Annotated in this window: 10 protein-coding genes and 1 tRNA gene; 4 read left to right on the top strand and 7 right to left on the bottom strand. The window is 58.6% G+C overall.

The annotated features are described in order from the left end of the window. Nucleotides 1–22 precede the first annotated feature (22 nt). From A3GO_RS0114690 to A3GO_RS0114680, 3 genes are all read left to right on the top strand, one after another. A complete protein-coding gene (locus tag A3GO_RS0114690; protein ID WP_029134040.1) occupies nucleotides 23–1,048 on the top strand; it encodes a thioredoxin family protein in 1,026 nt (341 codons plus the stop codon). A gap of 62 nt (nucleotides 1,049–1,110) precedes the next feature. Then, on the top strand, nucleotides 1,111–1,899 hold the full coding sequence (locus A3GO_RS0114685; RefSeq protein ID WP_037375519.1) for a class I SAM-dependent methyltransferase: 789 nt from the start codon (nucleotides 1,111–1,113) through the stop codon (nucleotides 1,897–1,899). After that, nucleotides 1,886–3,007: a methyltransferase gene (locus A3GO_RS0114680; RefSeq protein ID WP_029134038.1), complete on the top strand. Its 1,122-nt coding sequence runs from the start codon at nucleotides 1,886–1,888 to the stop codon at nucleotides 3,005–3,007. The genes A3GO_RS0114685 and A3GO_RS0114680 overlap by 14 nt, the downstream gene beginning before the upstream one ends. 193 nt (nucleotides 3,008–3,200) lie before the next feature. On the opposite strand, the gene A3GO_RS0114675 is transcribed toward A3GO_RS0114680, so the two are convergent. The 5 genes from A3GO_RS0114675 to A3GO_RS0114655 form a co-directional block, all read right to left on the bottom strand. Beyond that, nucleotides 3,201–3,277, bottom strand: a tRNA-Asp gene (locus tag A3GO_RS0114675). A 107-nt stretch (nucleotides 3,278–3,384) separates the two neighbouring features. Continuing rightward, nucleotides 3,385–4,227 carry a deoxyribonuclease IV gene (nfo, locus tag A3GO_RS0114670; RefSeq protein ID WP_029134037.1) on the bottom strand — a complete coding sequence of 281 codons (843 nt, stop codon included), beginning with the start codon at nucleotides 4,225–4,227 and terminating at the stop codon, nucleotides 3,385–3,387. A 162-nt stretch (nucleotides 4,228–4,389) separates the two neighbouring features. Beyond that, nucleotides 4,390–4,686 carry an ACT domain-containing protein gene (locus tag A3GO_RS24030; RefSeq protein ID WP_037375517.1) on the bottom strand — a complete coding sequence of 99 codons (297 nt, stop codon included), beginning with the start codon at nucleotides 4,684–4,686 and terminating at the stop codon, nucleotides 4,390–4,392. Then, the gene (gene ilvG / locus A3GO_RS0114660; RefSeq protein WP_029134036.1) at nucleotides 4,683–6,335 is read right to left on the bottom strand and encodes an acetolactate synthase 2 catalytic subunit; all 1,653 of its coding nucleotides are present in this window, start codon (nucleotides 6,333–6,335) and stop codon (nucleotides 4,683–4,685) included. The genes A3GO_RS24030 and ilvG overlap by 4 nt, the downstream gene beginning before the upstream one ends. A gap of 399 nt (nucleotides 6,336–6,734) precedes the next feature. Further along, nucleotides 6,735–7,763, bottom strand: a complete 1,029-nt coding sequence (locus A3GO_RS0114655) for a 1-aminocyclopropane-1-carboxylate deaminase/D-cysteine desulfhydrase (RefSeq protein ID WP_029134035.1) — start codon at nucleotides 7,761–7,763, stop codon at nucleotides 6,735–6,737. A gap of 324 nt (nucleotides 7,764–8,087) precedes the next feature. Between A3GO_RS0114655 and A3GO_RS24025 the strand changes: the two genes are divergently transcribed. After that, nucleotides 8,088–10,040, top strand: coding sequence for a putative bifunctional diguanylate cyclase/phosphodiesterase (locus A3GO_RS24025; protein ID WP_157606833.1), 1,953 nt, complete (start codon nucleotides 8,088–8,090; stop codon nucleotides 10,038–10,040). A 118-nt stretch (nucleotides 10,041–10,158) separates the two neighbouring features. On the opposite strand, the gene A3GO_RS24020 is transcribed toward A3GO_RS24025, so the two are convergent. Continuing rightward, complete coding sequence (locus A3GO_RS24020; RefSeq protein WP_051302368.1) at nucleotides 10,159–11,061, bottom strand: Rossmann-like and DUF2520 domain-containing protein; 903 nt, start codon at nucleotides 11,059–11,061, stop codon at nucleotides 10,159–10,161. 12 nt (nucleotides 11,062–11,073) lie between these two features. Continuing rightward, on the bottom strand, nucleotides 11,074–12,258 hold the full coding sequence (locus A3GO_RS0114640; RefSeq protein ID WP_029134034.1) for a M24 family metallopeptidase: 1,185 nt from the start codon (nucleotides 12,256–12,258) through the stop codon (nucleotides 11,074–11,076). Nucleotides 12,259–12,271: the final 13 nt, after the last annotated feature.

The raw sequence follows: 12,271 nt of genomic DNA, 5'->3' as shown, positions 1-12,271 counted from the left end.
CAGTGTTTAAGGTGTTTGGACAATGTTGAAGTCTCTCTTGTTGTGTGGCTGGCTGTCACTCCTGTTGCTGTTCGGCGGCGCGGCTGCGGCCGAGTCTGAGGGTCGTTTTCTCGGGGCCAGGGAGACGGTTTATCCGGACTGGTTCAAGGAGAGCTTTTTGGACATTCGGGAGGATGTGGCAGAGGCATCGGCGGAAGGCCGGCGAGTGTTGCTGTTTTTTCACCAGAATGGGTGTCCCTATTGCAATCTGATGGTGGAGCGCAACCTCGCCCAACGGGATATCGAGGAGCAGATGCGCCGTGAACTGGATGTCATCAGTGTCAACATGTGGGGTGACCGTCCGGTAATGGATATGGATGGTCAGGAGCAGACGGAAAAGACCTTTGCCGCCTCGCTGCGGGTGCAATTTACCCCGACCCTGCTGTTTCTGAATGAAGCGGGGCAGGTGATTCTCCGGCTCAATGGCTATATTCCCCCGGCTACCTTCAAGCTGGCGCTGGATTATATCGGTGGCCGGCTCGAACAGCAGCAAGCCTATCGTGATTATCTGGCGTCCCGTCAAACGACGCTGTCGGCGGGCAGACAACTCCAGTCACAGCCGTTTTTTATTGCCGCGCCCCATGATCTCAGTCTGGTTCGGGAGCCGCTGGCTGTCTTCTTCGAGCAGGGAGATTGCCCGGCCTGCAGCCGCATGCATCAGGAACTGCTGAGTGACCCGGAGATCCGTCAGTTGGTCGGGCGCACGCACGCAATCCAACTGGACATGTGGTCCAACACGCCGATTATCACCCCGGACGGAAAACGCACCACGGCGCGGGAGTGGGCTCAGGCGTTGGCGATCAACTATGCCCCCTCCGTGGTGCTGTTTGATCCGGAGGCAGGGGAGGTGATCCGTTCCGAGGCGTTTTTTAAACAGTTTCACACGGCCTCAATCTTTGACTATCTGCTCTCGGACGCTTATAAAACGGAACCCAGTTTTCAGCGCTACATCTCCGCCAGGGCAGAACAGATACGCGAGCAGGGCAGGGATGTGGATATCTGGCGATAATGACGGCTGATAAATTGGGATAATTTGCCTATATCGGACTGAGTCGTTTCGCAGGATCATTTGTGCCAGAACAATCGTCAGTTATCGGTGTGGCCGCCGCCTCATCCGAACAGCAGCCTGCGGCAGAGCGGCTGGCCGCTGCATTGTCGCTCCCGTGTTATTCATTGGATCAGATCGAACAGGGTCTGCTGTTGCTGCTACAGGCGGATCGCCTGGTGTTGCGGCAGCTCGGGCCGGATGCCCCCGGGCCTGTAATGGTGGATTTTGTCGACGGCAAGGCTGCGCATAGAAGAAAGTTCGGCGGTGGCCGGGGACAACCGCTGGCCCGGGCCATCGGTCTCAAGAACGGCTGGACTCCCCGGGTGCTGGATATGACCGCCGGTCTCGGGCGCGATGCCTTCGTGCTGGCAACCCTGGGCTGCAGCGTGGAGATGATCGAGCGCTCCGCCGTGGTCCATGCCCTGCTGTCGGATGGCCTGCGGCGTGCCCTGGCGGACCCGGAAGTGGAGTCGATCGCGGCACGCATGCGGCTGCACTGTCTGGATGGCCGTGACTATGTCGCGCCGCCAGATGAAAGACCCGATGTGGTCTATCTCGACCCCATGTACCCGCATCGGGAGAAATCGGCCAAGGTGAAAAAGGAGATGCGCCTGTTCCAGCTGCTGCTGGGGGAGGACCAGGATAGTGCCGAACTGCTGGAGACCGCGCTTGGCATCGCCGGCCACCGGGTGGTGGTGAAGCGGCCGGTCAAGGCGCCGCCACTGACCGAGCGTGTCCCGTCGCTCTCCATCGGCAGCCCCAATACCCGTTACGATATCTACCTGACCGGCCCACGCCATGCAGACGCTTGATACGCCCGCCGGCGGTTTCATTCTGCGGCGTTATCCATTGCGCAAGCGGGAGACGCTGCGCGCCTGGGATGCGGCGGATGAGTATCTGCTGGCCCATCTCGGGAATGAGATCAGCGGCCGGATTCTGATTATCAATGATGGTTTTGGCGCACTGAGCTGCGCGCTCGCCCGGTATGGGCCGACCCGGCAGAGTGACTCTTACCTGGCTGACTGGTCGGCGCGGGAGAATCTCAAAGCCAACGGCCTTGACGAAAGTGGCGTTGACTTTATCGGTTCCCTGGATGAACCCCAGGGCGCCTATGACCTGGTGCTGATTCGTGTCACCAAGACCCTGGCGCTGCTGGAACATGAACTGATCCGGCTCCGGCCTCATCTCAAACCGGAGAGTCGGGTGATCGGCTGTGGCATGTCGAAACAGATCCATACCTCGACCCTGCAACTGTTCGAGCGCATTATTGGTCCGACCACCACCTCATTGGCACATAAAAAAGCCCGGCTGATCTTCGCCGCCGTTGGTGCGGATCTGGAGATTCCCGCCTCTTCCTATCCTGTCTGCTACCCACTGGAGGGGACGGATTTTCAGTTGATCAATCACGCCAATGTCTTTTCCCGGGATCAGTTGGATATCGGTACCCGGCTGTTGCTGGCGCATATACCCGCCAGTGATGGCTATCGGGATATTATCGACCTGGGTTGCGGCAACGGCGTGGTGGGTCTGATGGCCGCGCAACAGAATCCCGCCGCCACGCTGCATTTTGTCGATGAGTCGGCGATGGCCGTGGCCAGTGCCCAGGCGACCTTCGCGGGTTCCGGTCTGGCGAATCCGGCCCGCTTCAGTCAAGGGGATGCACTGAGTGGATTTCCCCCCGCCAGCGCCGAACTGATCCTGTGCAATCCACCCTTTCACCAGGGCAGTGTGGTGGGTGACGAGATTGCCTGGCGCATGTTCAATCAGGCGCGCCGGGTGCTGCGGACAGGTGGTGAGTTGCGCATTATCGGTAATCGCCATCTCAATTATCACGTCAAGCTTAAACGGCTGTACGGCAATGTACGGCAGGTGGCGGCGGATCGGAAGTTTGTGGTGCTGAAGAGTTTTAAGGCGGGCTGAAGGCCGATCGCGGGCATGGCCCGCTTTCATCGATTGATCAGGGCAACCACGGGGGGCTACGCCGATCCCTGGCCCGTGTGGCATAAGGTCATCCCTGGCAAAGCCGCTCTCGGCCATCCTTGGCCTACGCTGCATAAGGCCTTCCATGGCAAAAAAAAACGGATTCCAGAAGGAATCCGTTTTTCATCAATAGTGGCGGAGCGGACGGGGCTCGAACCCGCGACCCCCGGCGTGACAGGCCGGTATTCTAACCAACTGAACTACCGCTCCGCAGAGGCTCAAATCAGTTGCCGGCAAGGCAGACAACCAACGTTGGAGCGCGGTAGTTTAATGATTCCTGACAAAAGGTCAACCGCTTTTCTTTCTTGATTGCCGGGTTACCGTTGCAGAGCATAAAGCTGACGGATCTCATCGGCCCAGAGCGTGTCGTCGATGGTCTCCAGCACCATGGGAATCTCCTCAAAACGGGGATCGTTCATGATGTACTCGAACACCGGCCAGCCCAGTTTTCCCTTGCCCAGGCTCTCGTGCCGGTCGACCCGTGAGCCCAGGTCCGGTTTGCTGTCGTTCAGGTGCACGCCCCGCAGATAGTCGAAGCCGACAATTCGCTCAAATTCGGCAAACGTCTGCTCGCAGGCTTCGGCCGTGCGCAGGTCATAACCGGCGGTAAAGGTATGACAGGTGTCCAGGCAGACACCCACGCGGGATTTGTCTTCCACCCGTTCGATAATGCTGGCCAGGTGTTCAAAACGGTGTCCCAAATTGGTGCCCTGGCCGGCTGTGTTTTCGATCACGGCGGTGACACCCGTGGTCTGCTCCAAAGCCCAGTTGATCGAGTCGGCCACCAGGGCAAGACTCGCCGCTTCGGGGATCTTTTTCAGATGACTGCCGGGATGGAAATTGAGCAGACTGAGTCCAAGCTGCTCGCAGCGTCGCATCTCGTCCAGGAAGGCGTCCCGGGACTTTTGCAGCGCCTCCGGTTCCGGATGCCCCAGGTTGATCAGGTAGCTGTCGTGGGGGAGCACGAATTGCGGGTCAATCGCGACGCTCTCGAGGTTTTCTCGAAACCGGGCGATACTGTTGTCCGTTAGTGGCTTGGCCTTCCACTGCCGCTGGTTCTTGGTAAACAGGGCAAAGGCGGTTGCGCCGATGGCCCGGGCATTGAGCGGGGCGTTCTCCACGCCGCCACTGGCGCTGACATGGGCACCGATATGCTTCATTTTGGTCTCCACCGCAAAACACCCCATATTAGCCGAAACCGGTGGTGGCTCACAGTCGCCTAAACCATCCGGTTTTCCGGTTTTCCGGGTTTCCGCGGCTGAGATGATCCCTGATCATCCTGTCCCGGAACTATCGCCCACACTCAGCCGTTCCCGCACTGCTCAGACCGGATACATCAGCGACACTTTCTGGAGATTTCTTTCAACCAGCGGTGCGGAGTCAGCCACTGCATGCAGGGCGGTCAGCTCCCGGATACCGCCGAGCTTGTTCAACTGGGTCACCAGCCGCTCCTGTGGACGATCACTCTCAACCGTCAGATGAATCTTGAGCAGCCGTTCGGTATCACAGCTTTTGACATCCATGGAGCGGATGGAAAAGCCACGAACGCGGGTGGTCTGGAGTATCTTCTCCAGCATGGCCGGATTGGAACGGGCTTGAATGTGCAGACTGAATATCATGGGTTTGCTCCTGTTATTATTTGATCATTGGCATCGCCCGGCTTCACCATCGGCCAGACATTGTGCTCTGTTGCGATGGCGACATGCAGCAGGGCAGGGCCCGGTGTCTCCAGCAGTTTGTTGATGGCGTAAGCCATGTCATCGGGATCCGATATGGATTGGGCCGGAATGCCGAAGGCTCGGGCCAGGGTGCAGAAGTCCGGATTGTCGGAGAGATCAATCTCGCTGTAGCGTCCCTGGTAGCAGACGGACTGCTGTTGCCGCACCATGCCCAGAGCCTGGTTGTCCAGGATGATGATCTTGGTCGGCAGCCGGTAACGGCCGATCGTGGCCAGTTCCTGCGCATTCATCATGAAAGAGCCGTCACCGGCCACATTGATCACCGGGATCTCCGAATTTGCCAACTGGGCGCCGATGGCGGCCGGCAGGCCGAACCCCATGGCGCCCAGTCCGCCGCTGGTGAGGTGTTTGCGTGGATGGTCGAAGGCGTAGTGTTGTGCCACCCACATCTGGTGCTGGCCCACATCGCAGCTGATGATGGCTTGGCCCCGGGTCGTCTGTGACAATAGACGCATGAAATGGGGGCCGGTGATGCCATCCTGCGCTGGCAGGGCAAAGCCGTCCTGCTCCAGTCGTTCGAGACACTGTGACTGCCAGTCCAACAGATTCAGCTTGATAGTGAGTGCCTTCAGGCTCTGCTTGATATCACCCGGCAGGGCACAAACCGCCTGGCGAAGCTTGCCGATCTCTGCCGGATCTATGTCCAGATGAATGACCTGGGCGTGGGGGGCAAAGCGGCTCAGCTTGCCGGTCACCCGGTCATCGAAGCGGACGCCGACTGCAATCAGCAGATCGGCCTCCTGAACAACCTGGTTGGCCGCCACAGAGCCGTGCATGCCGAGCATGCCCATGTTAAGGGGATGATCGCCCGGCAGCGCCCCCAGCCCTTTCAGACTGAATACTGCCGGGATACCGGTGGTTTCGACGAACTGGCGGAACGGGCTGACGGCGTCGCCAAGCAGAATACCACCGCCGCCGTAGATGATTGGTCTGCGGCTCGTATTCATCAGCTCGATCGCCTGCTGCCACTGCGCCGGGGTGGTGGTGTTGCTGATCCGTTCCCCACTGAGGTGGGGTATTGTTGGTTCCGACAGTGTGGCCAGCTGGATATCCTTGGGCAGGTCGACCAGTACCGGACCCGGGCGACCCTCCAGGGCAATCCGGAATGCCTGATCCAATATTTCTGGCAGCTCATCGATCGCCTGAACCAGGAAACTCTGCTTGGTGATCGGCAGGCTCATGCCAAGCACATCAATCTCCTGGAAGGCGTCGGTGCCAATCAGCGCTGTCGGCACCTGTCCGGTTATGGCCACCATCGGCACTGAATCCATGTAGGCATCGGCGAGGCCGGTCATCAGGTTGGTGGCGCCGGGTCCGGAGGTGGCGAGACAGACGCCGATGCGGCCACTGGAACGTGCGTAGCCATTCGCGGCAAAGGCCGTGCCCTGTTCATGCCGGCAGAGGATGTGCCTGATCGGGCTCTCCAGCAGGGCGTCATAGAGCGGCATGACACAGCCGCCGGGATAGCCGAACAGGGTGTCGACTCCCTCTGATATCAGTTTTCTAACAATATATTCAGCACCATTCATCTCTCTGCTGGCTCCTGCTTCAAAGGCTGGGCCGCTCCCGGCCATCCATGGCCTCCGCGGCATATACCCCATCCCTGGGCAAAGCCGCTCCCGGCCATCCATGGCCGCCGCGGCATAAGCCCGTCCCTGGGCAAAAAAAAACCCCCGGATCTTTCGATGCGGAGGTTTTTCGGATTTGGGTGAAAAATGCTAGCCGATAGTCTCTCCGCGCAGTCGATTTACGACTACCACTACCAGAGATACCACTACCATCAGCGAACGAATTTTCATGAGTTGTCTGTTACTTTTTCCGTTTTCGGTCTGTTGTCTCAATTCAGGTTTGATGGGGAGGCGAGCCTTGTCCATCCGATTGACGCACGGCACCGCGAGGTGCTGGGCGTATTTGACTGGGGATTATTTCTACACCATCGGTTCCCGGGATGCAAGCCTGGATTGAAATCCGCACATGCCCAGGGTGCCGCCGTTGTACAGGATCAGTTGTGGACCGTCCGGCGCTTGCCGTTCCATTTCGCGCTTCACGGTATAAAAGTGCTTGACCGAGTAGACCGGGTCCATCAACAGGCCAGTCTCCCGGGCGATGGCCCAGCTCTCTCGCAGGATGGTTTGATTGACGCTGCCGTAGGAGGCCGCGGTGGCCGGCTGGATAAACCGGACTTGCGGCCGCGCTCCCGGCAGCGGTTGTTGCGTCAGCTGTTCCAGCCAGCGTTCAAACTGTGCATAGCGCTGCTGGAACTCCTCCGGATTACCGGCAATGTGGGTGATATGCACACGGGGCTTTGTTATCCCAAGCAACCGCATGCCAAGTAGCAGACCAATGGCACTGATCCCGGTGCCACTGTCGGTCCAGATATCCTGGAATTCCACGCCCAGCTCTTTGCCGTTGCGCTGCAGGTCGGCGGCCAGGGTGAGGATGCCCGGCAGTACCGCTTCGCTATAGCCACCTTCAGGTATCACCATGGCAGAGATGCCCTGCTGTTTCAGTCGGGCAACCAGTTGTTCCGCGATCTCTTCCACCCGCGGCCAGTCCGGATGGCTGACATAATGCATTCTGTCATGCGGCAACAGCATGGTGAGGAGTAAGTGATTTCCAACTAACTGTTTGTTGCCAGGCGCTTTTATCAGGGCGGAGACATCAATGCCACGACTCCGAAGCAGCTGAGCGAGCCCAACCACATTATTGGAATGTGCACTACCTATCAAGATTATCCGCTCGTTGCCGCTATGCTCTAGGGCCGGGATCAGGCTGAGGTATTTTCGATACTTGGTTCCGACCGCATTGGCGTTGAGTTCATCCTCACGCTTGATGAACAGCGGGGTGGAAGAGTACCGCGGCAGATACCCGTACAGGGGATGGCAGCGGCTTTTCCAGTTCAGCTCCCGATCCAGTCGGTTGCCGATAAACTGTTGGAGAGGCTCGGGAAAACTCATGGGGGACCAGTTTTGTCGGGGTTATGTAGCCATTCGGCGGAGTCCGGATTGGATCCACCCTGTACTGGTCATAGAGTTTATTTGGTTTATTGCTCCCGCAAAACAGGCATAACAACAATATTGACCTTTTAGTGAAGGTCAAACAATAACCGCACAAATTATAGAGAGGGACGGAATAGCGATTCGGATCTCCGGGGTTTAACAACGATAATGTGGCAGGCCGTTGATTTCCAGTAAAGGAGTCAATGGCCTGCCATGTTCCTATGCTATGGATAACCCCTGGGATCAGAGAATCTGACCGGACCTGTCAGATGAGGGAAGCGCGTGTCTGAATTGGATATGACAGATGACGGCAGTGTCGCGCCGGATCTCCGGAGTGAACTGGAGGTTCTGGGCGACAGAATGGATGAACTGGATACACTAATTTCCAGGTCGGTCTCCCGTGGCCCGGACAGCCTGGAGAATGTCCGATCCACTACCCATGTTGAGGGCCTCTGGCCTCTGGCCACCACCGAGCAGGCCGATGTGCATCAGTTGCAGGAGATCATCTCCCTGCTGAAGGCGACCCTCAACTCCACCACCGACGGTATTCTGGTGCTCGACAATGATCTGCGAGTGGTGATTTATAACACCAAGTTCGTGACCCTTTGGGAGATACCCCAGACGCTCGACCGGGATGATAAAAAGGGCTGGTTGCGCGCTTTCACCGCACCGCTGATGGAGAATGGGGAACGGTTCATTCATCGCATCCGTGATCAGTTGTCCCATACCGATGAGGCGACAAGGGATATCCTGCGCTTTACCGACGGACGGATCTTCGAGAGCCGCTCACACCCGCAGTTGATCGAAGGGGAGATCGTGGGAAGGGTCTGGAGTTTTCGTGACGTCACCAAACAGCGGCAGGCCCAGGAACTGGTGGAGTATCAGGCGACCTATGATCCCCTGACCGATCTGCCCAATCGGCGTCTGCTGCTGGACCGGCTGAATCAGATGCTGGCTCGCTGCCGGCGTCATGACCGTATCGGCGCACTGTTGTTTCTCGACCTGGATAATTTCAAGACCATCAACGACACACTGGGTCACCCCATCGGTGATGCCTTGCTGCAACAAGTGGCGAGACGCCTTACCGATTGTCTGCGCAGGGAGGATACAGCGGCTCGCCTGGGCGGCGATGAGTTTGTCCTGCTGCTGGCGGAGGAGAGTGCCGTGCTCGACGAGTTTACCCATCAGGTGGATATAGCGGCGAACAAGGTGCTGGCGGCGCTCTCGGAACCCTACGAAGTGCACGGCCATCGCCTCTATGCCACCACCAGCATCGGTGTCTCGCTGTTCCCTCAGAATGGTGAGACCGCAGATGATGTCCTGATGCAGGCGGATACCGCCATGTATCGAGCCAAGGAGGCCGGGCGCAACACCGTGCGTTTCTTCCTGCCCAGTATGCACAAGAGTTCCGAAGAGCAGTTGCAGATGCAGAACGATCTGCGTCAGGCCCTGGAACGCAACGAACTGAAGATCCTCTGGCAACCGAAGCACGACTTCTCCGGCAACACCCTGGGTGCCGAGGCGCTGTTGCGTTGGGAGCATCCGACCCGTGGCCTGATCATGCCGGCCGAGTTCATTCCGGTGGCGGAGGATATCGGTATCATCACCTCGCTCGGTAACCGGGTGCTGGAAGTCTCCTGCAATCTGCTGCGTAAAATTGCCGATGAGTATGCCGAGGCGGGACCTATCCACCTCTCGGTCAATATCAGCCCCCAGCAGTTCCAGCAGGCCGACTTCGCCATGCAGGTGGCGCACTTCCTGAAAACCAGCGGTGCCAATCCCACGCGCCTGACCCTGGAGTTGACCGAAAACATGCTGGTCACCAACCTAGACGAGGTGATGGCAAAAATGCTCGATCTGAAAAGCCTGGGTGTGCGCTTCTCGATTGATGATTTCGGTACCGGCTACTCCTCCATGGCCTACCTGAAACGACTGCCGTTGGATGAGATCAAGATCGACCGCTCATTCGTCAACGACATCATCAGCGATCCGGAGACAGTAAGTATTGTCGAGGCGATTATCACCATGGCCTCCAAGCTCGGGTTGAGCGTGGTGGCCGAGGGGGTTGAGAACAGCCGTGAATTTGATTTTCTGCGCAAGCGCGGTTGCCACTGCTTCCAGGGCTATATGTTGTGTCAGCCACTGGATGAAGCGGAGTTCCTCGACTTCATCATGGATAGCAATGTCAGCGATGCAAGGAAAAACGGCACCCAGAGTGTGTTCGAGGGGTTCTGACTGCTCCGTCCCGTCCTGCTACGAACGGCGGTGTCACGGTGAATCGGCCCGCGGGCGGGCCTCCTACAGGTCAATCGTCTCGTGTTGAAGACTTACCGGCGGTCCCATGGCCTGAATCTCAACTGATCAGGCACGCATCCGGCGGTTGCGGGGTGAGCAGCAGCCGGATCTGCTCAGCCTGCTCCTGATCCAGCCCGCCTTTCTCCAGGGCCAGCTCCACGGTCTCTTTTCCGAGCATCCGATAGATCGCCTGATAGGCCGGCTGGATCTCCCGCAAACTGTCGATATGCTGTGTGATGGTTGCCGTGTCGCCCCGGCTGATAGGTCCGGTCAACGCGTCGGGTAGGCCGGAATGGACCAGGTTTTCCACACTGCCGGCGATTAGCGGCAGTATTGCCTTGAGGCCGGCTTGCCGTTCAATGCCGATCTGCTCCAGCAGGGTGACGGCAATGGACTCGATGGTGACCAGGTAGTTGGCGGCGACACAGAGGGACGCGTGATAGAGTGCCTTCTTTTCAGCCGGTATGACGAGGGTTTCTCCCTGCAGGGCATTGACCAGGGCTTCACCCCGGGTGATGGCCGGTGTGGTTCCCTCCAGGCAGAACCAGCTCCCCCGCAACAGTTCCGCTCCTTTCTGCGGGTCGGCCAGCGCCTGGATCGGGTGCAGGGAGAGCACTTCGGCGCCTTTGTGCCGTGCCGGTTCGAGGACATTGGAGGTGAGTGCGCCACTGAGATGGAGAAACAGCTGGCCGGGCCGGATGACGCCCTGGTCGGCAATGGCGTGGCAGGCCGGTTCAATCTGGCCGTCCGGGGTGGCGAGTATGATGATGTCGGCGTTGACCACGACCGGTGCCGGGTCGCTGGTGGCGGGCGGGTCGCCGATTAGTGCGGCGCAGCGTCGTGCCGACTCCAGTGTCCGACTGGCCACGCCGGCAATGGGGTAGCCGGCCCGATGCAGCGCCAGCAGTAGTGCGCTACCCGCTGCACCTGCGCCGACCAGTGCAATCCGCTCTTTTGACATTTTCGCTCCTGCTCAACTCGCGGCGGCGGTCTCGATCAGGTCCCGCGATGCCTTGGTCAAAATTTCATTGCCCGCACTGCTGATCAGCACGGTATCCTCTATTTTGACCACGCCGGCGCGCTTGTCCAGCATGTGCATCTCAATGGCCAGTACACAGCTGTCGGGAATGGTGGCCCGGTTGTTGGCAATCAGCACCGGTGGCTCGTTCACTTCGATACCGACCCCATGACCGATCAGCCGGCAGTGGCTGTCACCGGTAAATCTGAGGAACTGCTCCTCGACCCGCATCTCGGCTGCCTTTTCCACTGCCAGATCATAGACCTGATCACAGCCCATACCCGGTTTTATTGTGTCGATGACATAGTCGGAAATCTCGCGCAGATCGGCATACAATCCCTTCAATCGGGGAGTTGCCCTGCCGGCGACGTAGGTGCGGGACTGGTCGGCATGGTAGCCGTTCACCATGCTCGGGATATCCACCACCACCGGGTCACCATCATCAATAATCCGGTTGGAGGGGCCAATCGGCAGGGCGGTGCTCAGTCCAACGCCGGAGACAGAGTAGACCAGGCCGGTGAAATCACCCAGGTTGGCCCCGGAACTGATTGGTCCCATGCCCAATGGCAAGTCGGGATGGCGCAGAAAGATGCCCCCCTCATGCCCGGCCAGACGATGGCTGTTCTCGATTACGGCGGAGAGTTCCAGTTCGGTGATACCGGGTCTCAGCCCCTGCTGTATCGCCTGCTGACCCGTTTCGACCACCCTGCAGGCGCGGCGGATCTGCTCGATTTCATAGGGCGTCTTGACAGTCCGTTGCTTAAGGATCAGCGGGGATACGTCCTGCAGTTCGAAACCCTGGAATAACTTCTGGTAGGCCAGGTAGTTGTTGGCCGGTAACAGGTCCAGTTCAATGCCCAGGCGCTTGTTCCAGAGATAGGAGAAGTACTCCTGGTAGATGAAGTCGAGGCGGCGTTCCTCACTGATGTGAGAAGCCTCGATACCGGCGGTCTGTACGGCATAGGGATAGCCGCTACGTACAAACAGTCGGTAGTCGTCTGGAAATACGGCGAGAAAGGCCGGTTGGGCAATACCGGTATAGTAGAAGATATCCCGCGAGTAGAAGAGCAGGGCGGCTCCAAGGCCCTGATTGATCAGCTCGCGCTGGAATATTTTAATACGCTCCAGATGTCGACTCATGGCAATGTCCTGT

The organism is Sedimenticola selenatireducens DSM 17993 (assembly GCF_000428045.1).
GTDB lineage: Bacteria > Pseudomonadota > Gammaproteobacteria > Chromatiales > Chromatiaceae > Sedimenticola > Sedimenticola selenatireducens.
The sequence above is the reverse complement of the archived record's forward strand: the minus strand, read 5'-3'. Positions and strand labels throughout refer to the sequence as shown.